This is a genomic window from Vibrio aestuarianus (assembly GCF_012395185.1).
GTDB classification, from domain to species: domain Bacteria; phylum Pseudomonadota; class Gammaproteobacteria; order Enterobacterales; family Vibrionaceae; genus Vibrio; species Vibrio aestuarianus.
Genome location: NZ_JAAZTU010000010.1, coordinates 98,343 through 123,707 on the forward strand (window position 1 = coordinate 98,343; position 25,365 = coordinate 123,707).

The following is a 25,365-nucleotide window of genomic DNA, read 5'->3' on the forward strand; positions in this document are numbered from 1 at the left end:
GATGGATAAACAAAAAGCCTTAAAGAAAATCGCTAAATGCCTTGAGCTTGGTAATTCCGCTAATGTGAATGAAGCGGCTAATGCCATCAAAATGGCTCACCGCCTCATGCTCAAGTATGGACTTGATAAAGATGATATTGAATTTATCAAGATGGGCAAAACCCAATCCACTCACTTATTGCCTACTTCTATTGGCTCTTCATTGCTACGTGTCATTCGTGGTATTAACACCAAGTTTGGCGTTGAAGCGGTACTGCTGAACCATAAAGGTCTTAAGCGTGTCGAGTTTATTGGTGAGGCTGATCGCGCTATTTTTGCCGCTTTTGCTTTTGACATCATTTATCGTGAAATGAATGAGCACACAGGTCAATTTAGAAATAGTTTTGCAGGCAGTGGCACGTCTAACACAGAGGTCACTCGTCGCGTCAATTCGTTTGTATCGGGTTGGATAGAAGGAGCTCTCGAAAAGCTGCCAACCATTACCGCTGATGATGAATCGAATAATAAAATCAATAATTACATCGACAAAGAATTCAAGAACATTGATCGCGAAACCTTCAAACAGCAACTTAGAGATGCGATGAAAAATATCACCGCAGACTACGAAACGGGGCTCAAAAAAGGTCGCAAGATATCGGTGAGTCGCCCTATAGATGGCGCTCCAGTCCCCAAGAGACTCAAATAATCAGAAATACTTGTTGATGTTCTGTTTATCTGATGCAATTCAACTAAAGTGTGTATAGCCATAAACCGTAACTTGAAGGTGATAATTTGAGATTTGTCCTGAGTTTATGCCTATTAATCTCTTCATTTGTTATGGCTGATTCATTGACAGAACTGACCGCTCAAGCACAGCAGCAGAACCCGAATGCACAATATCAGTTAGCCTTGAGTTACCAACAAGGCAATGGTGTTGTGAAAAATCTGGACAATGCTTTTTATTGGTATCAACAAGCGGCGCATAATGATCACCCTCAGGCTAAACTCAAATTGGCCGATGCCTATCTCAAAGGTTTAGGAACGACCCAAAGTACCTCCCAAGCTATTTTCTGGCTAACCGATCTGGCAACCACTGGCAACATTGATGCTCAACTGCGACTTGCTCAGCTGTATGAAACACTGCCATCATCCCCATCGCCACTTGAACTTTCAGAAATTTGGTACCATGCTGCGGCAGCCGAAAATACTCAAGCTGAAGAAGGTTATGCTCGAGTGCTCGAGGAAAAATTTAATAAACAACGAGCCAAACAAATTTCTTCTATTGAACAACTAAACAGTGCATTCACCACCACTTCTGAAGAAGAAGCATCAATAAGTTCAGCATCAACAACAAAACCGCAAGCCGACATCATGACTGATTACTTATCATTGATTGTGCTAGCGATCATCTGCTTAGTCACTTGGTACATCTGTCGATTTTTGATTAAAAGACACCGCGAAAATAAGAATCAAACAAACAATAAATTACAAAAAGACAATCAGTCCCAAGCTTTCGTCATCAAACAACAAAAGAGACAATTAGAAACCCTATTTAGAGAACTCAAAAGACTGCAACAGCTGCATGCAAACCAATCGCAAGATCAAAAACTGTTGCTGGCATGTACGCTATTTGGATTCAAACCCTCGGCTCTTCCCGATGAAAAAGCCATTAAGCTCCGTTATAAACAACTTTCAAAAATCTATCATCCTGATCTAAAAGGTTCTCAAGATGAAATGAAACGTTTGAATGCTGCGTTAAAAATCATCTTGTGCAGTGTTAATAAAAAGTAAATTTCATTTCTGGATGTTTCATAGCTAACCTTCACCCTAATAAAATAAAGGTAATGCAATCGATCTCCATCTCAATTTTAGTAACAAATAGTTAACTTATCTGTTTTTAATATGGGATAATCTCGCGTGAGAATTGCACCTAAATAGTCTAGGTGGGGAGATAAAATGTTTACGATTGAAGGTATCTGCGATTGGTGTAAACAACCAAAGCTACTAACTAAACACAACTATATTGATGGGAAATCGCACAACTCATGTGAAAACTGTAATGAGTTTGCAAGAATGGACGTAAGACAATTTAATATTGCAGAACAAGCAGTAAGAGAACGACAGTCACTTTCACAGTAAAGTCATATATGTTCGACAGAAAGGCGCCTTTTGGCGCTTTTTTGATTTATCCACGTAAGCTATCGAACTTCAATCCCGCGTAACTGATGGATATACAGGTATTACTACGGTCATCCTTAGTCTATCTAGATCACAAAACCTGTAATGTCGTTGTTTTTTTAAACAGACGAAGTTTTCAAAAAACTCAAACTAAATCAATAAATTAAAACAAAAACTATAATTAAATCGATCTTTTTTGCTGATAAAAACAACAAAAATAACTTGATCAAACCAACCTCTTAAAATACTGTATACACATACAGCATGTGTAAAAGGACAGTGTTATGTTTCAAGCAAATTTTAGATCACACACTCTAGTTAGACATCATCGGTATACTTCTTCACGTCCGCAAAAGGGTACTGTAGAGAACATGATGTCAACATTGGCTGGACTGTCTCAACAGCAACAACAGTGGATATTATTTACCGCTGAATGCCCTCGTCCTCAATACCAACAATTTGCTTCCTTTAACATACATTGCGATAGAGTAATTCATATGAAACCTTCTCAATCTCTATCTGAGTTAGAGATTGTGATTAAAGCAATTCGATCAGGTAATGCTAGCGCCGTTATCGCCTCAAACGGCATCGAAACGGTTAACCAAGCATTATTGAAACAGTTGGCGGCAGAACATCAATGTGAAGTGTTTTTCGTTGAAGGCAGACATCCACAATTCCATTAATTAAGATCAACGTTTATACACTGTCTTTTGCCTTCCCTCTGGGAAGGTTTTTTCATTATTTTTCTCCTTTATTTCTTTCTATAAACTCAAAATCCAATAAAGTAGCCAGATACAAAGCAAACGATTGCTATTTATCTGGCAGCGAGCAATAGTTCTGGTATGATGCGCACAGTTAATCGATATCCATACCTGCTTTATGCTAGAGATATCTTCTCTGTATGACGTTTGAAAAAGATAGGAATGTCTAAATGAGCCTCGCTGATCAAGTTCTTGCCGTCAATGACGACCTCCCAATTCGCACTCACCAACCTGTTCACAGTGGTAAAGTCCGCTCCGTTTATTGGCTAACGGCAGAAGACAGCCGCCGTTTAATTCAAGAAAAAGGATACAACGTCGCACCAGATGCCCCTTTGGCAATTATGGTCATTAGCGACAGAATATCGGCCTTTGATTGTATTTGGCACGCTGAAGGTGACATCAAAGGTGTTCCCGGTAAAGGTGCAGCATTGAATGCGATATCAAACCATTGGTTTAAATTGTTTAAAGATAATGGCTTAGCTGATAGCCATATCCTAGATATCCCTCACCCTTTCGTGTGGATTGTTCAAAAAGCCAAACCAGTAAAAATTGAGGCTATTTGCCGCCAATACATTACTGGTTCAATGTGGCGTGCGTATGAGAAAGGCGAGCGTGAATTCTGTGGTATTCAGCTTCCGGAAGGGCTACAAAAAGATAAAGCCCTACCTGAAATGCTAATTACACCATCAACAAAAGGCATTTTAAAAGGCATACCGGGCGTACCTGAAGCTGACGATGTAAACATAACCCGCCGCAACATTGAAGAAAATTTTTCTGCCTTCAACTTCAACAGCGCTGACGATATTGCACTTTATGAGAAACTACTGAAGGAAGGTTTTGGCGTTATAAGTCAAGCACTTACAAAGGTGGATCAAATATTCGTTGATACTAAATTTGAGTTTGGTTACGTGGCTGATACCAACGGTGTTGAAAAGCTGATTTATATGGATGAAGTCGGTACGCCAGATTCATCTCGTATTTGGGATAATAATGCTTACCAGCATGGGGAAATCGTTGAAAATTCCAAAGAAGGTTTCCGCCAATTCTTACTTAACTATTTTCCTGATCCCGATATCTTACTTAATAAAGAAAGAATGACTGAGCGTGAGGCACTCGCTCGTGATAATGCTTTACCTTTGGAAGCACTGATGGACATTTCAAAAACATACTTAGGAATTGCGGAAAAGATCATTGGTCGCCCTGTCGAACTTAGCAAAAATCCAAAACAAGAGATCATTGATATTTTAAGTACGCAATATGGCTTAATTAACTAGGTCGATAGGCTGGTATTTAAGACAACGGGGCTATACGCCCCGTTATTATATGTAGACATATACTATCTATAGCGTAATGACAAACTCATCTGGTTTGGTCGTTCGAATGAGTGTTTTGCTTTTACTCTCAATCGCCTGAATCTGCTCCGAGTCTAATGGATATGGCATCACTAAAGTTAGCTCATCGATCCCTTCTAGCTTCGCAAGTTTCACTAATGAAATGAGATTAGATTCATCACTACGACGTGGTGACAACGATTTTAGCGCCATTTCCCACAAGCGATCTTCTGGAGTCGATAATTCTTTAATGCTGTCTTTCCACATCATCCCAAAGATCGGCGCAAATGACGTCATCGCTTCAATAAAAGTCCATTTTTTATTACACGAAGCACCAAGAAATGTCGTGTAATCGAACACGGCACGATTTATTTCTTGTGTATTCATTTTGTCCTCCGACAAATTAGCAGCATACTGTACTCAATATCATATAAGATTATCTATATAGCAATAGGATATAAAAAAATCGTCTTTTATGCCCAAACTTCCCGCGAAATAGCTATATAAAAATCAGTTATGTAACAAAACACAAACAGACTTTACGACATATGTGCCTGATTGATTAATATTTCAAACAGTGAAGGAAAACATCACCTTATATCGACAATACGACTCGCTTTTTTATATTGAATTCTAAAGCCTTGCCATCTTGGTAACTCCCAACGTTTAGGATCACCTTTTCGTAAACCACTTTTATACACAAGATAAATGAGCTTCTTAGCAACATGGTATTCAACGCTTAAGTTAAGATCACCTAGATAAAGCTCAAAGGGGTAAGTATTAGCAAAATCCTCATACTGCCAATATGGAATACCATCAAACTCAAAATCGTCGACATCAAATATCGATAGATCTTCTAAGCTGCTAACTTCTAATGTTTTAAGCTGATCTTTAAACCAACGATCAAAAGTCATGTTGTGGTGGGAAGTCTTTGTTTCATCCAAACCAAGCTCAACATATAAGCGCCAATGCGCAATCTCTGTCATCCGAGTCTGAGCTAAACCCGGTAGAATATCGCCATTTTTAACCGCTTCAACTAAGGGGATAATGGCAAACTCACCACAAGCTTCAACCTGTCGACTTACAATTTTGCGTCCCGCGTAGATCAGATTCAAACGAGTATTGAGTTTGCCATTCTCATAAATAACATCATCTTGCTGCCACTCTCCCAAATTAAGTTCATCAATTATCGCCAGATCAATTGGCATCATTACTGTCGCTAAGGTCAGCGTTTGCTTAACGCCTCGCCCGGCCAAACTGTGTTGGTCTAATACCAATGCTGCTTGACACTCTTGGCTAAAACGGCTGTTTCTTGCTGGCATAACTTCCATTTGGCCATTACCAAGCGCATCTCGACGTTTTTCTCGACGAACAAAAACGAGTTCAGGGTGTAAACGAGCGATTTCTTTTGCCAAACTAGATCTTTGATAACGGGAGGCAACGTCTAGGTGGGGCAACACGAAGATTGCTCTCATTTGTGCTGAAAGTCCCTTTGCTTCCTTAAGAACCTGTTGATCAACCGTTACCCCGCTAAAAGTTTCTCCACGAACTATTCGGATCAATAATTGCCCATCGCACTGACAAGGTTCTTGCTGTACTAAGGAATCTAATGCTTCCTCATTACTGGATAACGAATAGAGTGAAGCAGAGACCGAAAGGGCAGCGGTTAAATCAACCATCGCTTCTTTCAATGCTTTTGAAGGCATTCGCGTGACTAAATCGGCATATAAGCTGTCAATAGGAAGTGGCGCGAGTTGTAAGCCATGCTCTGTAACTTGGCCATCTTCATCAATGGCGTCCATCTGGCGCAATATAGTCAGTGCACTCTTTAGTGCTTTTTCTGGCAACGGCTCTAGAAATGTTAATCTCGACAACGGATAACCACAACTCGCGCTCGCAAGCATAGCTTCAACCAATTCCTCGCGTTGTAGCTCTGGTGGCGTGACATTAGCAAGTGCGGCATGTTGACCATATAGCCGCACCGCGGTTCCATCCATCACACGCCCTGCCCGTCCCGAGCGCTGATTGGCACTAGCTTTAGAAATATGCTTTAAACTTAAAGTGGTACGACCATTGCGTTGCTCAGTTCTGCGCTCTAAGCCACTATCAATAACAACTGTCACATTAGGAATAGTGAGTGAGGTTTCCGCTACATTGGTAGCAAGAATGACTTTTTGTTGCGGTTGGATCGTTAATGCAAGCTCACGTTCATGCTCTGACACCGCCGCATGAAGTGGCAGCACCAGTAAATCTTCGATGTTAGATAATGCCTGTTGGCATTGCTGAATTTCTTTACGACCAGGGAGAAAAACTAGGATATCACCTTGAGTTGCTCCATAAGCACTAACGACCTCCGCCTTCACTCGCTGCTCTAAATGTCTTGCATCTGGAAGCTGGCGGCTGTCATTGGCACGGTAGTTAACAGCCACATTAAACTTTCGACCTTGCGCCACTAACCGCTTACCACGAATATAACGTGCCAGCTTATCTCCCTCAATCGTTGCTGAAGTTAAAACGATACGATGTGTTTGCTGCTGATTGAGCAATGCCACTAATAGATCGGTATCCCAGCGGCGTTCATGAAATTCATCAACCATGACCACCTTGAAATCATGCAATTTATTTTCAGCAAACCAACGTAAAGCCACACCAGGTGTTACGAATACAACTTGTGTTTTGGCATCGAAATACTGCTCTAACTTGATCGCATAACCTATCGTTTTACCTACAGGTTCATTACGTTCATTGGCCAGAAAACTTGCCAACGAGGTACAAGCGATACGTCTTGGTTCAATCACTAGTACTCTGCCCAAATGTAATGACCACAAAGGTAAGCGAGTCGACTTCCCTGACCCCGTTTCTGCTTCAACGACTAAATGCTGAACAAGTAGCTCTGATTTGAATGACGTTTCAAGCGTATCAATAGGTAAAAATTGCATGTAAATAAGAGTCTGAAGACATTTGTAGAGGATTATATACTCAAACAACTTGAAGTAGGTGCAAGATAACGTTTTGTCCCCTTTAGTTCAGTATTCTGCGTTATGTATCATGGCCCATCTATTTACAATATCATGAGTAAACCGTTATCATTTTCGAGTTTCCTCTCCACCCTATAATAGGCTTACAATGAATAACGACAAACGCCCTCTTTATATACCCTATGCTGGCCCTGCTCTACTCAGTACCCCACTGCTCAATAAAGGCAGTGCATTTAGTGCGTCAGAGCGCAGATCGTTCAATTTAGAAGGGCTGCTTCCTGAAACAACGGAAACCATTCAAGAACAGGTGGTACGTGCCTATCAGCAGTACTGTAGCTTCGAAAGTGATATGGACAAGCATATCTACCTACGCAATATCCAAGATACCAATGAGACACTTTTCTACCGTTTGGTACAAAATCACATTACTGAAATGATGCCTATCATCTATACACCAACGGTGGGTGCCGCATGTGAAAATTTCTCGAATATTTATCGCCGTGGACGCGGTTTGTTCATCTCATTTCCAAATAGAGATCGTATTGATGACTTATTAAATAATGCCGCTAACCATAACGTGAAAGTCATCGTGGTGACCGATGGTGAACGCATTCTAGGTTTAGGTGACCAAGGCATTGGCGGCATGGGAATTCCGATCGGCAAACTGGCACTTTATACCGCATGTGGCGGTATTAGCCCAGCTTACACACTGCCGATTGTTCTTGATGCTGGCACCAACAACCCGCAACGACTTGCAGATCCTATGTACATGGGGTGGCGTCATCCGCGAATTACTGGTGTAGAATATGACGCTTTTGTGGAGGAATTCATTCAAGCGGTACAACGTCGTTGGCCTGATGCTTTGATCCAATTCGAAGATTTTGCACAGAAAAATGCCATGCCGCTGCTTGAACGTTATAAAAACCGCATTTGTTGTTTCAATGATGATATCCAAGGCACCGCTGCAGTTACCGTCGGTTCATTATTGGCAGCTTGTAAAGCGGCAGGCAGTCAGCTATCAGAACAACGTATCGCCTTCTTAGGCGCAGGTTCTGCTGGTTGTGGTATTGCTGAAGCGATCATCGCACAAATGGTTTCTGAAGGCATTTCTGATGCACAAGCGCGCTCTCAAGTTTACATGGTGGATCGCTGGGGTCTATTACAGGAAGGGATGCCTAACTTACTCGACTTCCAACAACGTCTAGTGCAAAAAAATACCAATACACAAGATTGGGTGACTGAAGGCAGCGGCTTCTCACTTCACGATGTAATGCGTAATGGTAAACCAACCGTTTTGGTTGGCGTCTCTGGTGCCCCTGGTTTGTTCAGTGAAGAAGTGATCACTGAAATGCACAAGCATTGCCCACGTCCGATCATTTTCCCATTGTCCAACCCAACCAGTCGCGTAGAAGCGACACCGAACGACATTATTCGTTGGACAAATGGCGAAGCCTTAGTTGCTACTGGCAGTCCGTTTGATCCTGTTCAGCACAATGGTAAAACCTACCCGATTGCGCAGTGCAATAATAGCTACATCTTCCCAGGCATCGGCTTAGGCGTGCTAGCGGTTAACGCTAGCCGCGTCACCGATGAAATGCTGATGGAATCCAGTCGTGCACTAGCCTTGTGCTCACCACTGGCACTAAACGGCCACGGCGCATTGCTTCCACCACTAGAAGCGATCCACTCAGTTTCTAAAAAAATCGCTTTCGCTGTCGCTAAAAAGGCAATTGAACAGGGTGTTGCTCTTGAAATCTCTGACGATGTATTAGAAAGTGCCATCGAGCAGCATTTCTGGCAACCGACCTATCGCCGTTATAAACGCACAGCGTTCTAACTGATAAGCAATCCGTTGTATTATCCAATTGCAGGTTAGCGACAAGTAAACTACTGCCCCAATCACTAAATCAACGCTGTGATTGGGGTTAGCAAGCGCAACATGCCTCGCTACAACTTCAATGAGTAAGGGAAACGCACTGCCGAGCAAAACGCTAGCGGCTTTATTTGTGAATCAATATGATGAATTTTTTGGCCCCTGCAGGGCACTATATTGCTCCCTATCTGGGTGAGATTTCTACAGCCTTCATCGCCTGTTTATTGGTGATGCTAGGCTCGGATATCAACGCTTTTATGCGTCGATTAATGCGCAATCAGCACTTTGTTGTACGTACATTGGCATTTATATTGATTAACGCCTTTGGTTACGGTTTGATCATTATCAAAGCAAGCCCTTACCTTGCTCAGACACTTTCAAAGTTAGAACAAGGCATGATGTTTAGCATTGTTATGTTATCTTTTACTGTTATCGGAATATGGGCGCAAAGGAACCGTCAAATTTAGTGTTAAACTCTTCCCTCTCACATAAACTCCAGAATTTTTGGAAAAAATATCTTTCCAAACCACTTCGTTATGCATCTGTTTTATTGATTTTGCTATGTGTAGGCGTTGTTGGTATCGATCGCTGGGTAAGCTGGCAAGCGTCTGAGCAAATTTTGACTGACCAGTCGCAAGTTGGTGAGTTCCAAGTCGCGGTTGTACTTGGAACCAGCAAATATTTGGGGAAAATACTCAATGAATATTATACCCACCGCGTAGAGGCGGCTATTTCTCTCTATGATCAAGGAAAAGTTAAAAACTTCTTACTGAGTGGCGACAATGCCCACCGTTCATACAATGAACCCTGGACAATGAAACGTGACTTATTACGAGCGGGAGTTCCAACTGAAAGTATCTACTTGGACTATGCTGGTTTTCGAACCTTAGATTCCATCATACGAGCGAAGCGTATTTTTGAAACCGATAACTTCTTAATCATTTCTCAGCAATTTCATTGTGAGCGCGCGCTATTCATTGCGAACCACCATAACATTAACGCCCAATGTTTAGCCGTGTCTGGCCCGACCAATAGCTCTGGTTTTAAAGTGAGGTTACGCGAGGTTTTTGCTCGAACAAAAGCCTTCTTGGACCTCTATATCATCCATACACAGCCGAGGTTTCTGGGGCCTAAAGAACCGATCATGATTGATGATTCTCACGCTGAAAAACGCAACTAACTCGCTTCTCGTTGTACAAGCCCGTAGTTAATCTCAACACGATTACGCCCTTTGTTTTTTGCTTGATACAAAGCATCATCAGCTCTGGCAATCATTTCAGTGATACGTTCGTCCCCCATCATAGCAACACCAATACTGCACGTTAACTTATCACCATGAACCCAAAGGTGTGCTTCAACTCTGCGCCTTAATTTTTCAGCTCTAGCACAAGCTTCTTGGAGCGAAGTGTCAACGCAAAATACAATAAATTCTTCCCCACCCCACCGAACTAAGCGATCTTTTTCCGGAAGAATACTCATTGTTACCATGGCAAACTCTCGCAAAATATCGTCTCCGGTCGTGTGGCCATAGCTATCATTGACACGTTTAAAATGGTCAATATCGATGTACAACATACAAAATTGAGTATCAGACCAACGCACCTTGTGTGCGTACTCATTTAACCACTCTCGAATCCCATTGCGGTTTAACGCACCGGTCAAAGAGTCGCGATGGGCCATTTCGGCAAACTTAATATTTTGAGAACGAAGTGTACGGTTAATAATTTTTAAATGCTCTTGGCGCTGTAGTGCAAGTTGGGCCTCATGCCGACTTTTTCGCATCTCATTGAGTGAAATAGATAAACCAACCAACATCCAAAAGCTCAATAAAAATAGAAATAGATGCTCGCCGTTAACATAAGCGCCGATAAACTCCACACTATTGACGTGCATCTCATAATGGCCGAGTTCACTTCCAGACCCTGTAGCAAACTCAATTTTATTCACATTACTAAATTCGGGTGCAGAATGTTCAATACCAATGCGGTTATCCACCAACCACCACGTCATGACTTGAAGGTTTGCCATCGGAATTTCAATCTCACTTTTATCCCCAAGCGAGAACTCTAACCCATTGTATTTATGTGTATATTCATTCTCAATGGTTGAATATTCATGATTAAAATTTCGCAGATAAAAACGTATCGCAGGAGGAGAGGCTGATTGACTGTACGTAAAATCAATACTCAACCTAACGGTGTGATAATCAGACAAATCCAAACCGACCCGAGGATCATCATTAGCGTGAATAGAAATCCCACAATAAGGCCACTGGTAGTTACTTGGTAACAAATCACAACTAAGATGTGCTTGCCCATTTTGAAGACTTAGCTCAGATGTCGATAGCCCCCCATCAAACTGATCATTTGTTGGATGAAAAGAGTATTGAGAGGGTGTGATTTTTAGTACCTTTTGATCACCAATAGCAAGATATGTCACTACTATAATGACCGTTAAGAGCATCAATCCGACCAGAAATCTGGGGAAAGCCGTCATGTAATTACCCCCTAACAATGTTTAACCTTCACTCCTTGAAGGTTAAACATTGTCTTTACTTTTTTTGCCCAATGAAAAAACAGTAACAATGTCTTGTTTTTAATACATTGGTGCCAAAATTTCTATGTTTAATTGACTTTTATCATTCCATTTTACGACCAACTTCAATAAATACTTATTTAGCCAACGCTTAAATAAAATCAATCACGGTCTAAACACACCCCCGCCAAAGGCAGCTCTTTTTCTGTTAGAATGGTTCAAACTAACAATAATGAGTATATGTCATGTCTCTCTTAGCGACAGGTACACTGAAGAAATTACATTCTAGTCTCAATGATCACGTCTCTTATCAATTACCGGTAGGGGATGAACTGATTGACCTCAATCAATTCATCGGCCAGTCATTAACACTCACTCACACGGGTAATATTTATTGTTGTTCATGCGGTAAAAAAACCAAGAAAAGTTATTCTCAAGGGCACTGTTTTGTCTGCATGAGAAAACTCGCTAGTTGCGATATGTGCATCATGAAGCCTGAAACCTGTCACTATGATCAAGGAACATGTCGTGAACCTGAATGGGCTGACAAAAACTGCATGGTTGACCACTATGTTTACCTCTCTAATACCTCTAGTTTGAAAGTAGGGATCACCCGCCACACACAAATTCCAACACGTTGGATTGATCAAGGTGCAACACAAGGGTTACCAATATTCAAAGTGAAAACGCGTTATCTTTCCGGTTTGATGGAGGTAGAGCTTGCAAAACATATTGCTGATAAAACAAATTGGCGTGAATTACTGAAAGGTGATGGTGAGCCCATAACGCTTGAAGCTAAATTTGCCCAGTTACGTCCTCTGATTGAGGACAAAATTGCGCAACTTAAAGTGCAATTTGGTGAAGATGCGATCCAAACTTTGGATGAGAACATAACTGCTATCAAATACCCAGTAGAGCAGCATCCGAAAAAAATTGTCTCACACAATTTTGATAAAAACCCGGTCGTATCAGGCATTTTACAAGGCATCAAAGGTCAATATTTGCTGTTTGACACTGGCGTAATCAATATTCGTAAATTCACCTCATATGAGGTCGAGGTTTCAAACTAACCTTGCGTCTATTTATAGAAAACCTCATTCGCTGAATGAGGTTTTTGACTCTCATTAATCAAACGTTGATAACACAGCAAATAGTCGGTCTATTTCCTCTCGCGTGTTGTAATGCATAAAACCGATGCGTACGACGCCCCCACTCTCTTCAAGACCAAGTTGACGCACTAAACCTAGCGCATAAAAGTGCCCATTCCACACACAAATATTATGTTCACCCAAGGTTTTCGCTATGAGTTCTGGATGATGATGTGCAAAGCGAATAGCAAAAGTAGGGGTGCGTAATTGGCTGTCAGCTTTATCAATGCCGTAAAGCGTAACTGACTTTAATGCCTGCAGTTTATATAGAAAATACTCGCTTAATTGATTCTCATGCTGATTATATTGCGCAAAACTTTCTACTAAACGCTGTCTGAGAGTACGGTGTGGATCGCCCCATTGAGCCAAATATTCCACCGCAGCAATAACCCCAGCTAGCCCTTCAAAACTCTGCGTTCCGGTTTCAAAACGGCCAGGGCCTATATTGGTTGCAGGTTCTACTTTATAAGGTTTCAGTGCGTGTAACCAGTGTGAGGCAATGTAGGCGATCCCTACATGTGGTCCAAAAAACTTATACGCTGAACAGGCAAGAAAATCGCAACCTAAAGCCTGAACATCAATCAAATGGTGAGGAGCGTAATGAACGGCGTCAACATAAACCATGGCTCCCACTTGATGCGCAGCATCAATAATGCGCTTTACATCGACTATCGAGCCTGTCGTGTTTGATGCATAAGTAATCGCAACCAATTTAGTTTTGCTATTTAGCAGCGAAAGTAAATGTTCGATATCCAGCGAGCAATCATCTTGAACAACTTTGGCCTGATGAACGATAACTTGCTTATCTTGCGCGGCTTGTTGCCAACTGGAAACATTCGAGTAATGATCTAAAGCGGTTACGATCACTTCATCATTCGGTTGCCAATCACGGCTAATAGCGCGGCTAAGCTGAAATGTGAGTGAGGTCATATTCGCGCCAAAGACAATATTGTCCGATGATTCAGCATTGAGCAAAGCTTGTGCCGATTCACGTGCTTGCTGCATTAAATCTGTCGTGTGTCGACTAGAAAAAAAATGCCCTCCTAAATTGGAATTAAAGTGTCCTAAATACTCCATCATTGCACTTAATACAGTGCGAGGTACTTGAGAGCCACCGGGCCCATCTAAAAAACTGACTGGCTTGCCGCCATACTGTTGAGACAATGCATCAAACTGCGATCGAACTTTTTCAGGAGTGAAGGTCATGTTTACCCCCCTTTGCCGTTAATACAAACACATCCATATGACCTTCCTCACCATGTTCAATAGAACGAATTGGGCTGGCGTTGTGCCACAATTTACTGTCAGCAAGCATCGCAACTTCCCCATCATCTAAAATCTTACGAAAGAAAGGAGCCTCATGACTGTCGTTATACAGCATGATCTCACCACCCACGATGTTATGGCGATTAATGCCAACCAAGGCAATATGGTCAAAACCATCTTGATGGACCCCTTCTGGAGCGACTTGTGTTTCATCATAAACCGCTGAAATTCGAATTTGGTGAATTTCAATTTCTTGCCCATTAGGCAATCCATTAGATTGAACGAACAGAGTACACACTTCATTCATTGCCGAGCTTTGTAGTGTTGAGGGCAAAATGGGATCAAAATGGCGGATCACGTTGCCTTGAAAATGATTGATTTGATCCGTTTGCATAAAATCGTGCTTGTCCAGCGGTTCAACTTTTCCATCAATCAATCGAATCACCGAATAACGACGCAAACGGTACTGGCCGTCAGCATGTTCTGTATGAGGCAGTTGAGCAAACGATGGCGCTAATTGTTGAATCGCCTCTTGGCTCAATCGAGTAATATGCAGGGTGTTTTCATGTGCGTTTAACATCATCGACTCCTTAATGAAAGCACATACTTTCAATCTTTATTTAACAATAATTTTACATTAAGGATACGTTGAAATATTACAAATTCAAGATATAGCGAACATTAACTCCGATAATTTAATCAAATAAAAAATATAAATCCAAAAATCAACCACAAGCTGGCCATAAAAACCAAAACAACAGTCTTCACTATTGATTATTTAGATAAGGTCACTAGATGGATATTTAAACATTTAAAAATCAGCCAGTTAAGAACAGTCCCCAGTGTGGTGAGTCTAAAGCTGAAATGAAGAAGAGATGGTGCAGAGCATTGACACAGAAAAAGCATAATGAATCGAAATGATTGCCAGTAACTTGATGTTATTAGGACGCTTATTCCCCATCAACACCATATATGTTGATGGGGACTCACTCAGTTTGATAAATTAAATACCTAAAGATTGGTAGGCTTGGTGGATTCCTTCGATCAACATTTGTGTACCAATAACAGCCAGTATCAACCCCATCATTCGCGTTACTACGTTGAGTGCACTAGGCCCAATCGCTTTAACAAAACGCTCACCAAACAGGAAAAGTATGCAGGTTAATGCGCACAATAATCCGAAAGCGATAATAGTGACAACGGTTTCAGCAATGCCGCCTTCTGTTGCGAAGTTCATCGCTGTCGCAATAGTGCCAGGCCCCGCCAAGATAGGCATAGCAAGAGGTGAAACGGCGATCCCTAATGCGACATCTTTGTCTTTCTGTACTGCCTCTCCGGCTTTTTTCTGACTATTATTGTGTGAAGATTCACCTTGTAGCATGCGATAGCCAATCAGAAATACGATCACTCCCCCAGTAATGCGCAGCGCATACAAAGTGATGCCAAACATATCAAAAATGATTTTTCCTGATATCGCAAAAATCGACACGATAATAAATGCGATGAACACCGATCTAAATGCTATCGATTTAACGGTATCTCTATCGTCGCCACTGGTTAGCCCAAGAAATATAGGTGTGTTTGCTATCGGATTCATGATGGCAAAAAAGCCCATAAACACCGTAATAATGTGGATAATTAACTCTTTCATTGGCAACCTTTTAATTAACGTTAAAAATCAATTTAATGTGTCAAACTAGAAAGCTTGTCATTTCAGAACAGGTTCTAATTTTTACTATCAAATACAAACGAGAAGAGACAAGTATAGGCGCCACTATGCCGATGTCTACCGAATATCCTTGCTCTAGGTTCGCAGAACGCTGATTAAATAATGTCCCAAAGATTGGCTTGTGCAATATTTTGAGTTTTGCGGTACAGCATTGCGTCATCAAGCTCATTAGTCATTCCCAAGTCCCTCAGTCATATAACTATTTATTTCTAAAAACCCGCTTGTTAATTCTTTTATTGCCCATAGATATTCCCTACAATCGAACCTAATTTTTCGAGCATCTTCGATACTGGAGCGCACATGAGCGACGTAAAACATTGCAAACTTCTTATTCTTGGTTCTGGTCCTGCGGGTTATACCGCCGCCGTTTACGCGGCTCGTGCTAATCTCAACCCTGTACTTGTTACTGGTATGCAGCAAGGTGGTCAGCTTACAACAACCACAGAAGTGGAAAACTGGCCAGGAGATGCAGAAGGCCTAACAGGGCCTGCGTTGATGGAGCGAATGAAAGAGCATGCCGAGCGTTTTGAAACTGAAATCATATTTGACCACATCAATGAAGTGAACTTATCACAGCGCCCATTTCAGCTTAAAGGGGATAGTGCGCAATACAGTTGTGATGCGCTTATTATCTCAACCGGAGCATCGGCGCGTTACCTGGGTTTGGAGTCTGAAGAAGCCTTTAAGGGACGTGGGGTTTCAGCGTGCGCAACCTGTGATGGCTTCTTTTACCGTAACCAAAAGGTAGCGGTTATCGGTGGTGGTAATACCGCCGTTGAAGAAGCACTGTACCTGTCAAATATTGCCGCTGAAGTACACCTTATCCATCGTCGTGATTCATTTCGTGCAGAAAAGATCCTAATCAACCGCCTGATGGATAAGGTTGAAAACGGCAATATCATTCTCCATACCGACCGTACATTAGACGAAGTGTTAGGTGATGATATGGGCGTAACCGGTGTTCGTTTGAAACATACTCAATCTGATGAAACCGAGCAGCTTGAGGTAATGGGCGCATTTATTGCTATTGGCCACCAACCAAATACTGAAATATTCAAAGGCCAAGTTGAAATGAAAGATGGCTATATTGTTGTGAAATCAGGTCTTAACGGCAACGCAACACAAACCAGCATCGAAGGTGTTTTTGCCGCTGGTGATGTTATGGACCATAATTATCGTCAAGCAATTACCTCTGCCGGTACTGGTTGTATGGCCGCTCTTGATGCAGAACGCTATTTAGATAGCCTAAACGATAAGTAAACAAAACGTTATTTTTCAGTTTTATGGCAAAACCCTCAAGCCCAGTGGTATATCCACTGGGCTTTCTTTTGTATACTAGCGCCCTTCCGTTTACATAATAATTATCATTAAGCCTTCGAAATGGATAAGAAAAAACAACGTAGCTTGAATAATTGGCTCAAACAGCAGAGCAAACTAGCGAAACGCTGGTTGATGATCGCTGTCGGCCTTGGCGTATTATCAAGTGTGTTTTTGCTGGCTCAGGCCGCACTCCTCGCCTCCATTCTGCATCAACTGATTATTGAACAAGTCGATAAAGCAGAGCTCATTCCTTATTTTGTTGGCTTAGCCGCCACTATCGCGATCCGAGCCGCTTGTGCTTGGGGGCGTGAGATTGCAGGCTTTCGTTGCGGAGAACAAATCCGAATTTATATCCGCCAGCTCATTTTAGATAAGCTGCGTGAACTCGGCCCTGCCTATATAAAAGGTAAACCCGCAGGCTCATGGGCTACCCTACTGCTTGAACAAGTAGAAGATATGCAAGATTTCTTCGCACGATATCTTCCGCAGATGTCGCTGTCAGTGCTGATTCCGTTCATTATTCTTATTGTGGTATTTCCGGTTAACTGGGCTGCAGGTTTGATCTTTCTTATCACCGCGCCATTAGTACCGATGTTTATGGCATTAGTCGGAATGAAAGCAGCAGACGCTAACCGCAAAAACTTTAAAGCACTACAACGTTTGTCTGGGCATTTTTATGACCGCTTACAGTCAATGACAACGATTCGCTTGTTTGATCGCACGCAAGCAGAAACGGAACAGCTTAGAGGTGCCTCAGAAGTATTTCGTACTCGCACTATGGATGTCTTGAAGATTGCTTTTCTATCCTCAGCGGTATTGGAGTTTTTTACCTCAATTTCCATCGCTATTACTGCGGTCTATTTTGGCTTCAGCTTTATTGGTGAATTGAATTTCGGCTACTACGGAACCAGTATTACGCTCTTTTCGGGGCTATTTATCTTGATACTCGCGCCAGAATTTTACCAACCACTGCGCGACTTAGGTACCTTCTATCATGCCAAACAACAAGCCGTTGGCGCTGCGGAAAGTATTGTCGAGTTTTTAGAAACCGACGTGAGTAAAGTAAAATCAGGCGATCACATTTTAGACGATGTAAAACATATAGAAATCACAGCTCGAGATCTCGAAGTGTTCAGCCCTGAAGGCAAAAGGCTGGTTGGCCCGCTTTCATTTACCCTTGATGACCAAACAACCACGGCGCTAGTTGGCCCAAGCGGTGCAGGAAAAACCAGCTTAATCAATGCAATTCTTGGCTTTATGCCCTATCAAGGAAGTTTAACTATCAATGGCATTGAACTGAGTCAAATTAATCACAGCAGTTGGCGTAAACAGATCAGTTGGGTCGGACAAAATCCGCTTCTATTACATGGGACCATTTACGAAAATATCACACTCGGTCAAAACGACTTAAGTGATGATACGGTTCGAGCGGCCTTAGAGAATGCTTTCGCTGCTGAATTTGTAGATAAACACGGTCTTGAATACGCTATTACCGATCGCTCTGGCGGCTTGTCTGTCGGGCAAGCTCAACGTATAGCACTCACACGCGCTATGCTGCAAAACGGTAACTTTTGGTTGCTTGATGAACCGACAGCCAGTTTAGATGCGCGCAGTGAACAGTTAGTGATGAAAGGTTTAAATAGCCAAATTATCGATAAAACCGCATTGATGGTGACACACCAACTTGCACCGCTAAAGTCGGTACAACAAATCTTGGTGATGGATGATGGAAAGATTGTTCAAAGCGGTGATTACACCTCGCTCAGTCAACAAGCCGGGTTATTTGCCGATATGCTGTCAGCTAACCAAGCCTTAGATGAAAACAATAAGGGGAACCTTGATGCGTGAACTAATCCCTTATCTAAAACTGTATAAAAAACACTGGTTCGGCTTATCGCTGGGAATGCTTCTTGCCTTCTTAACCTTGTTTGCTTCTATTGGTCTATTAACTCTTTCGGGTTGGTTCTTATCCGCAGCAGCAATTGCAGGCTTAACCATTGCCCGAGAAACCTTTAATTACATGCTACCCGGCGCGTTTGTGCGAGGGTTCGCGATGGGCCGAACCGCAGGGCGTTGGGGAGAGCGAGTCGTAAGTCATAATGCAACTTTCAAACTGCTAACCGATCTACGTATTTTCTTTTTCCAAAAGCTTGCTCCACTTATCCCTGGGAAAGTATCTAATTTAAGAGATGCCGACCTACTCAACCGCTTAGTGGCAGATATTGATGCCATGGATCATGTCTATTTGCGCTTGATCAGCCCCGTCACCGTCGGCATTTTTGGTATTACAACCCTCACCGCTTTCCTATGTTGGTTTGACCTACAGTTAGGTTTAATACTCGGAGCAATTTTACTGACGCTGTTATTAGTTTGGCCTGTATTATTCTACAAATTGGGTAAACGCAATGGTGCAGAGCTAACGCAGCATAAAGCAGAACTACGCATTACGACATTGGATTGGCTGCAAGGTTATAGTGAGCTGACCTTATTTGGTGCAGAAAACCGTTACCGTGAAGCGATTCTTTCAGCACAAAATAAATTACTCGCCAACCAGTTTGCCAACGCCCATTTCTCGGGGCTTGCACAAGCTTTATTGATGCTGGCCAATGGCTGGACGTTAGTATTGATCATTTGGCTCGCCGCAGATGGCGTCGCAGGAAACCAACCCGATCCAATGATCGCCTTAGTCGCTTTTGCAACCATGGCAAGCTTTGAGCTGCTAATGCCAATAGCCGGTGCTTTCCAGCATTTAGGTCAGACTTTAACTTCAGCACGTCGTCTAAATGATGTCACTTTGGCAGATCCAGAAGTTCAATTTCCAACTACAACTACTTCTCATAGCGGCCAATTTGATATTGAGTTTTCAAACCTAAACTTTCACTACCCTGATGGTGACCAAAGAGTATTAAACAATGTGAATTTGCATATTCCCGCAGGTCATCGTGTGGCAATTGTTGGCCAGACCGGTTCTGGAAAATCAACATTAATGCAGTTGCTTTCTCGCTACTGGGATCCTCAACAAGGTGAGATTGTGATTGCAGGCACACCACTTAAAAATTGGAATGAAAGTGATCTGAGAAAAACCATCAGTGTCGTTAGTCAACGGGTTGACGTGCTTAATGGTACCTTGCGTGATAATTTAGCGATGGCCGATCCAACAGCCAATGATGAGCAACTAGCACATGCATTAACACAAGTCGGATTAACCAAACTACTTGAAGACCAGGGTTTAGATGCTTGGCTTGGTGAAGGTGGTCGTCAACTTTCTGGTGGTGAGAAGCGCCGTATCGGTATTGCTCGTGCATTTTTGCATAATGGTTCGATTCTATTATTGGATGAGCCGACAGAAGGTTTAGACAAACAAACGGAACAGCAAATCACCGCGTTGTTTAAAAAACACTTTGCCAACAAGACCGTCATTTTCATTACCCATCGCTTAGTCGAGTTAGAATCAATGGATGCGATCTGTTTGATTGAACAAGGGGAGATTGTTGAATACGGCAGTCACCAAGCTTTATTAGCTCAGCAAGGTCGTTACTACCAACTCAATCAAAGTTTGTAAGGGTGAAGGCTTGGTGATACTACGATCACCAAGTTCAGAAATAAGAAGACTTACACTTTAATCAACAATCCCAAAGCTACCAATAAAAATCCCGAGCAAAGCTCGGGATTTTTAAAACTTCATTATCTCAATGTAAACATTAAGACTGGCGACGAGGTGCTTTCGCCTTACCTGCTGGGCTGCGACCATTGGGTTTGCGTCCACCTTGCTCTGCACCGCTATTGCGCGTGCTTGATGCAGGTTTACGACGACCTGTTGTGGTCCCATTGGTTGTACGAGTACTTTTCGGCTTACCTGTTGTCGTTGTCACGCGCTCTTCATGACGCTTAACAGCACGACGAATCTTCTGGCTACGTGAGCGTTCACGTTTACGCGACGTGTTGTCTTTACTTAGATCAAGCATCGTTTCTTTTTCAGGACGCAGTTCGACCAGTTCACGCAAGTAGTTGACATCTTTAAGATCAAGCTCTTTCCAACCACCACGAGGTAATTTCTTATCAAGGTAGATATCACCATAACGAACACGTTTCAAACGGCTGACGGTTGTTTCTTGAGATTCCCATAAACGACGAACTTCACGGTTACGACCTTCGTTGATAACCACATAAAAAGTATGGTTCATACCTTCACCACCGGCATAAACAATATCTTCGAAGCGAGCCATACCATCTTCAAGTTGTACGCCCTTTACAAGGTTACGTACTTTTTGCTCGTTCACTTCACCGAAAACTCGCACCAAGTATTCACGCTCAACCTGACGGCTTGGGTGCATCAAACGGTTAGCCAATTCACCATCGGTAGTAAACAGCAATAGGCCAGAAGTATTGGCATCAAGGCGACCAACAGAGATCCAACGAGAACCACGAATTTTTGGTAGGCGATCAAACACCGTACGTCGGCCTTCTGGATCATGGCGGGTACACAGTTCACCTTCAGGTTTGTAATAAGCTAGAACACGACACACCACTTCTTCTGGCGCTTTGACTGACACAACATGCCCATCAACTCGCACAACAGCGCTGTCATCTTCTAGGCGTTCGCCTAACGTAGCTACCTTGCCATTAACACTTACGCGCCCTGTTCTAATCAACGCTTCTAACTCTCGACGAGAACCATGACCTGCTCGTGCTAAAACTTTTTGTAACTTTTCGCTCATTTATTTACCTTTGTGTCGTCTTCACAGACGTCGAATGAAAAAATGCGACCCCAAAATCGCGGCCGCATAGTATCTCAAATTCTACGTCAAAAAGCACCCGTTTTGATTACCTACTCAAATGGTGTTGGATCACCAGCCCCAACGCGAGTAATTACCATTTCATCATCGCTAAAATCAATTACTGTCGTCGGTTGTTCGCCTAAGTAACCACCGTTTAATATTACATCGACAGCATGTTCTAGACGATCGCGAATTTCTTCAGGATCAGACTCTGTATGTGTGTTCCCTGGCAGAATGAGTGATGTCGACATCAGTGGCTCACCCAATGCTTCCAATAAATCTAAAGCAATACGGTTATCCGGAACACGGATACCGATAGTTTTACGCTTCGCGTTCATAAGACGACGCGGGACTTCTTTGGTTCCTTTGAAAATAAAGGTATACGCGCCCGGTGTATTGTTTTTTAACAGACGAAAAGCGGTGTTATCGACACGAGCATAAAAAGAGAGCTCAGATAAGTCGCGGCACAATAGGGTGAAATTATGCTTATCATCAAGGCGACGAATTTGGCAGATACGCTCTAAAGCTTGCTTATTCTCTAGCTGACAGCCTAGTGCATAACCTGAATCCGTTGGGTATACGACAACACCGCCATTACGGATAATAGCAACCGCTTGGGTGATCAAGCGCGCCTGTGGGTTTTCTGGATGAACGTAAAAAAACTGGCTCATTGTAATTCCTCATTATCGAGTCTCTCGACTCTATCTATAGGGTTTAAACCCCAATCTTTCCAGACAGGTTCGACTCCAGAAGGCAACCAAAGGTTTCGCCCCAATTCCATCCACGGTGAGGGGTAATGAAAATCACTGCCTTGAGAAGCTAATAGTTTGTATTGTATAGCATAATCCGCCAAATTGCGTCGTTCTTGTTGTGCTTGTTGTGGTTGTGCCACTTCCATTGCATCACCGCCGGCTTCAACGAATGCGGTTATTAGGCGCTTGAGCCACTTGGTCGTCAAGTCATATCGCCCAGGGTGAGCCAACACTGCCAGCCCTCCGGCCCCGTGGATCGCTTGGATGGCATCATTCATTGAACACCAGTTAGGTGGTACATAGCCTGGCTTGTCACGGGTAAGAAACTTTTTAAACACTTGCTGCATGTTTTTGGCAAACCCTTGCTCTACCAACCATTTGGCGAAATGAGCGCGGGTTATCGGAGCTTCCCCAGCAATCATTTGTACTTCTTCGAGTACCCCTTCACGAGTTGATTTTTGTAAGCGGTGTGCAATCAGTTCAGCACGTTTAACACGGTGGTTCTGCTGCTGCTCTATTAAAGCCACCAGCGGGGCAGATTTAGGATCGACATTTAACCCTACAATGTGGATGTCTTTATTCTGCCAAACGGTCGAAACTTCAATACCATCGATAAGTTGAATGGGTAGCTGATTCTGTTCGATATAGTCATGAGCCATGGCTAACGCATTGATGGTATCGTGGTCAGTAATGGCGAGTACTTCGATATCAAAGCTCAACGCCCTATCAATCAACGCTTGCGGAGAAAGTCTTCCATCAGAAAAAGTAGTGTGACTATGTAAATCAATTCTCATAATTTCAATTTGCCGTTTTTAAGGCTTGACTTTTCACCCAGGTACTAGTTAACTAGTACACAAATGCAAAGTACATATCTAAGGTTGACTATGTTACAAGAATTTAACCAAAACCATAATCACAATTTAAGCGCAGTTTCTGCTGAGCTCGATTGGTGGCGCACTTGGTCAAGTTCTTGGTGGGCTCACGTGTACTTTTAAAAGTAAACCACATATTCACGAAGCCCGCTTACATCAGCGGGCTTTTTATTTTGTCGGACAACTCACATTCAACTGAACAATAAAACAGCAAATCGCCTAAAACGTCGATTGGGTCATGAAAAGGATTGTGCGAGTATGAACGACAGGAACTTAAAAAATCATGAAGGATGTCTTGTGAACAAGGCCATTGAAATTAAAAAGTTAGGACGTATTGAGTTGCTGAATACTTCAGTTCAATACACGCAGGATCCAACACGTCTTTTCCATTCACTTTGTGAATCAAAAACAGATTGTTTATTGCTTGAATCAGCAGAAATCGATTCAAAACAAGATTTAAAAAGCCTACTGCTGATTGATGCCGCTGTACGTATTATATGCTTTGGTCACGTTGTCACCTTTCAGGCATTAAGTGATAACGGGCAACATCTTATTGAGCACTTGCACCGTAATATCAAAGCGGACATTACACACCATCTTCAAGGCGATACATTAACTCTCGAATTTCATGCTGCGTGCGATACGTTAGATGAAGATTCGCGCTTACGTGAAGCCTCTTCTTTTGATGCGTTGCGCCTTGTTCAGCACAGCTTTGACCTCAACAACCAAGATAAACACGCTCTTTTTCTTGGCGGTTTATTTGCCTACGATTTGGTGGCCAACTTTGAGCCACTTGGTGATGCAGCAGCGACAAACCAATGCCCTGACTATGTGTTTTATGTAGCTGAAACTCTGATGGTCATTGACCACCAGACCGAAGTTTGTCAGCTACAAGCCAGTTTATTTGAGCCCACAGATGAGGTTCGTGTCGCTCTGAAAGCACGTTTAGCGGCTATTGCTGAGCAAAGCCTTGCACCAAAGCCACTGCCTAAAGCAAAAACAATTGCCAACCTTGATGTCGTGCCTAGTGTCACTGATGAGGCATTTTGTAATACCGTTCGTGATTTAAAAGAATACGTGGTGAAAGGCGATATCTTCCAAGTAGTACCGTCACGCCGTTTCACGCTGGCTTGCCCTTCCCCGCTTGCCGCTTATAAGCAATTAAAAGAGAGTAACCCAAGCCCGTACATGTTCTACATGCAAGACGAACGCTTTACTCTCTTCGGAGCCTCTCCTGAAAGTGCATTAAAATACGCAACAGAAACCAACCAAATTGAAATCTATCCCATCGCAGGCACTCGCCGCCGCGGAAAACGCCCTGATGGCAGCATTGATTTTGATCTAGATAGCCGCATTGAACTTGAATTGCGCTGCGATAAAAAAGAGAACGCTGAACATATGATGCTGGTCGACCTTGCACGTAATGATGTCGCACGCATTTCTCAAGCAGGGACAAGGCACGTGGCCGATCTATTAAAGGTCGATCGCTACAGTCATGTAATGCATCTTGTGTCACGCGTAGTCGGTCAATTAAGAGACGATCTCGATGCACTGCACGCCTACCAAGCTTGCATGAATATGGGCACGCTGACTGGTGCACCAAAAATTCGAGCCATGCAACTGATTCGTGATGTAGAAAAAGCTCGTCGTGGCAGTTATGGCGGTGCGGTTGGCTACCTGACTGGTGAAGGCGATCTCGATACCTGTATTGTCATTCGTGCCGCTTATGTCGAAGATGGTATTGCGCAAGTTCAAGCTGGTGCGGGGGTTGTTTATGATTCAGACCCACAAGCAGAAGCTGATGAAACACGTGGTAAAGCTCAAGCCGTTATTTCCGCGATTCAAGCGGCACATAAGGAGTAGTC

General features: G+C 42.8%; 23 protein-coding genes and 1 other annotated feature. Of the genes, 14 read left to right on the forward strand and 9 right to left on the reverse strand.

What is annotated here, in order from left to right; genetic code table 11:
* Position 1 precedes the first annotated feature (1 nt).
* The 5 genes from HGG78_RS06920 (at position 2) to HGG78_RS06940 (ending at position 4,192) form a co-directional block, all read left to right on the forward strand.
* Positions 2-685, forward strand: coding sequence for a DUF2786 domain-containing protein (locus HGG78_RS06920; protein ID WP_053309341.1), 684 nt, complete (start codon positions 2-4; stop codon positions 683-685).
* A 131-nt stretch (positions 686-816) separates the two neighbouring features.
* Complete coding sequence (locus HGG78_RS06925; RefSeq protein WP_172532410.1) at positions 817-1,770, forward strand: J domain-containing protein; 954 nt, start codon at positions 817-819, stop codon at positions 1,768-1,770.
* A gap of 165 nt (positions 1,771-1,935) precedes the next feature.
* On the forward strand, positions 1,936-2,118 hold the full coding sequence (locus HGG78_RS06930; protein WP_080996297.1) for a hypothetical protein: 183 nt from the start codon (positions 1,936-1,938) through the stop codon (positions 2,116-2,118).
* Positions 2,119-2,441: 323 nt separating this feature from the next.
* Entirely contained in the window at positions 2,442-2,840 is a 399-nt protein-coding gene (locus HGG78_RS06935) for a hypothetical protein (protein ID WP_053309339.1), read from the forward strand.
* A 248-nt stretch (positions 2,841-3,088) separates the two neighbouring features.
* On the forward strand, positions 3,089-4,192 hold the full coding sequence (locus tag HGG78_RS06940; protein WP_172532411.1) for a phosphoribosylaminoimidazolesuccinocarboxamide synthase: 1,104 nt from the start codon (positions 3,089-3,091) through the stop codon (positions 4,190-4,192).
* Between the two features lie 66 nt (positions 4,193-4,258).
* Here HGG78_RS06940 and HGG78_RS06945 read toward each other — a convergent pair whose 3' ends face one another.
* The gene (locus tag HGG78_RS06945; protein WP_053309337.1) at positions 4,259-4,636 is read right to left on the reverse strand and encodes a hypothetical protein; all 378 of its coding nucleotides are present in this window, start codon (positions 4,634-4,636) and stop codon (positions 4,259-4,261) included.
* Positions 4,637-4,839: 203 nt separating this feature from the next.
* On the reverse strand, positions 4,840-7,188 hold the full coding sequence (locus tag HGG78_RS06950) for a helicase-related protein (protein WP_172532412.1): 2,349 nt from the start codon (positions 7,186-7,188) through the stop codon (positions 4,840-4,842).
* A 187-nt stretch (positions 7,189-7,375) separates the two neighbouring features.
* On the opposite strand from HGG78_RS06950, the gene HGG78_RS06955 reads away from it, so the two are divergent.
* The 3 genes from HGG78_RS06955 to HGG78_RS06965 all read left to right on the forward strand — a co-directional run bounded on the left by HGG78_RS06955 (position 7,376) and on the right by HGG78_RS06965 (position 10,280).
* Complete coding sequence (locus tag HGG78_RS06955; RefSeq protein ID WP_172532413.1) at positions 7,376-9,064, forward strand: NAD-dependent malic enzyme; 1,689 nt, start codon at positions 7,376-7,378, stop codon at positions 9,062-9,064.
* A gap of 179 nt (positions 9,065-9,243) precedes the next feature.
* Positions 9,244-9,567 carry a DUF3392 domain-containing protein gene (locus tag HGG78_RS06960; RefSeq protein ID WP_172532414.1) on the forward strand — a complete coding sequence of 108 codons (324 nt, stop codon included), beginning with the start codon at positions 9,244-9,246 and terminating at the stop codon, positions 9,565-9,567.
* Positions 9,540-10,280: a SanA/YdcF family protein gene (locus HGG78_RS06965; protein ID WP_172532415.1), complete on the forward strand. Its 741-nt coding sequence runs from the start codon at positions 9,540-9,542 to the stop codon at positions 10,278-10,280. The genes HGG78_RS06960 and HGG78_RS06965 overlap by 28 nt, the downstream gene beginning before the upstream one ends.
* Here the strand turns inward: HGG78_RS06965 and HGG78_RS06970 are convergent.
* A complete protein-coding gene (locus tag HGG78_RS06970; protein WP_172532416.1) occupies positions 10,277-11,596 on the reverse strand; it encodes a GGDEF domain-containing protein in 1,320 nt (439 codons plus the stop codon). The genes HGG78_RS06965 and HGG78_RS06970 overlap by 4 nt on opposite strands.
* A 284-nt stretch (positions 11,597-11,880) precedes the next feature.
* On the opposite strand from HGG78_RS06970, the gene HGG78_RS06975 reads away from it, so the two are divergent.
* Positions 11,881-12,705, forward strand: coding sequence for a DUF2797 domain-containing protein (locus tag HGG78_RS06975; RefSeq protein WP_172532417.1), 825 nt, complete (start codon positions 11,881-11,883; stop codon positions 12,703-12,705).
* A gap of 54 nt (positions 12,706-12,759) precedes the next feature.
* Here the strand turns inward: HGG78_RS06975 and HGG78_RS06980 are convergent, their stop codons facing one another.
* The 3 genes from HGG78_RS06980 to HGG78_RS06990 form a co-directional block, all read right to left on the reverse strand.
* On the reverse strand, positions 12,760-13,989 hold the full coding sequence (locus tag HGG78_RS06980; protein ID WP_172532418.1) for a cysteine desulfurase-like protein: 1,230 nt from the start codon (positions 13,987-13,989) through the stop codon (positions 12,760-12,762).
* A complete protein-coding gene (locus tag HGG78_RS06985) occupies positions 13,973-14,629 on the reverse strand; it encodes a 2OG-Fe dioxygenase family protein (protein WP_172532428.1) in 657 nt (218 codons plus the stop codon). Before HGG78_RS06985 ends, HGG78_RS06980 begins: the two co-directional genes overlap by 17 nt.
* A gap of 423 nt (positions 14,630-15,052) precedes the next feature.
* Positions 15,053-15,700 (reverse strand): MarC family protein, encoded by a 648-nt coding sequence (locus HGG78_RS06990; RefSeq protein ID WP_172532419.1) that lies wholly within the window; start codon positions 15,698-15,700, stop codon positions 15,053-15,055.
* Between the two features lie 378 nt (positions 15,701-16,078).
* Here HGG78_RS06990 and trxB point away from each other — a divergent pair, with 378 nt between their 5' ends.
* The 3 genes from trxB (at position 16,079) to cydC (ending at position 20,660) form a co-directional block, all read left to right on the forward strand.
* Positions 16,079-17,038 carry a thioredoxin-disulfide reductase gene (gene trxB, locus HGG78_RS06995; protein WP_172532420.1) on the forward strand — a complete coding sequence of 320 codons (960 nt, stop codon included), beginning with the start codon at positions 16,079-16,081 and terminating at the stop codon, positions 17,036-17,038.
* Positions 17,039-17,158: 120 nt separating this feature from the next.
* Positions 17,159-18,946 carry a heme ABC transporter permease/ATP-binding protein CydD gene (cydD, locus tag HGG78_RS07000; RefSeq protein ID WP_172532421.1) on the forward strand — a complete coding sequence of 596 codons (1,788 nt, stop codon included), beginning with the start codon at positions 17,159-17,161 and terminating at the stop codon, positions 18,944-18,946.
* Positions 18,939-20,660 (forward strand): heme ABC transporter ATP-binding protein/permease CydC, encoded by a 1,722-nt coding sequence (cydC, locus tag HGG78_RS07005; protein ID WP_172532422.1) that lies wholly within the window; start codon positions 18,939-18,941, stop codon positions 20,658-20,660. Before cydD ends, cydC begins: the two co-directional genes overlap by 8 nt.
* Positions 20,661-20,799: 139 nt before the next feature.
* Here cydC and rluB read toward each other — a convergent pair whose 3' ends face one another.
* The 3 genes from rluB to rnm form a co-directional block, all read right to left on the reverse strand.
* Positions 20,800-21,816 (reverse strand): 23S rRNA pseudouridine(2605) synthase RluB, encoded by a 1,017-nt coding sequence (rluB, locus tag HGG78_RS07010; protein WP_053309324.1) that lies wholly within the window; start codon positions 21,814-21,816, stop codon positions 20,800-20,802.
* A 110-nt stretch (positions 21,817-21,926) separates the two neighbouring features.
* A complete protein-coding gene (locus tag HGG78_RS07015; protein ID WP_168521758.1) occupies positions 21,927-22,547 on the reverse strand; it encodes an L-threonylcarbamoyladenylate synthase in 621 nt (206 codons plus the stop codon).
* On the reverse strand, positions 22,544-23,422 hold the full coding sequence (rnm, locus tag HGG78_RS07020) for an RNase RNM (RefSeq protein WP_171981241.1): 879 nt from the start codon (positions 23,420-23,422) through the stop codon (positions 22,544-22,546). Before rnm ends, HGG78_RS07015 begins: the two co-directional genes overlap by 4 nt.
* Before the next feature lie 63 nt (positions 23,423-23,485).
* Here rnm and trpL2 point away from each other — a divergent pair, with 63 nt between their 5' ends.
* Together trpL2 and HGG78_RS07030 are read left to right on the forward strand one after the other, a co-directional pair.
* Positions 23,486-23,623: a tryptophan operon leader peptide gene (trpL2, locus tag HGG78_RS07025; RefSeq protein WP_080996294.1), complete on the forward strand. Its 138-nt coding sequence runs from the start codon at positions 23,486-23,488 to the stop codon at positions 23,621-23,623.
* Positions 23,570-23,673: a sequence feature (Trp leader region), on the forward strand. (Overlaps the previous gene by 54 nt.)
* A 124-nt stretch (positions 23,674-23,797) precedes the next feature.
* Positions 23,798-25,363, forward strand: coding sequence for an anthranilate synthase component 1 (locus HGG78_RS07030; RefSeq protein WP_172532423.1), 1,566 nt, complete (start codon positions 23,798-23,800; stop codon positions 25,361-25,363).
* Positions 25,364-25,365: the final 2 nt, after the last annotated feature.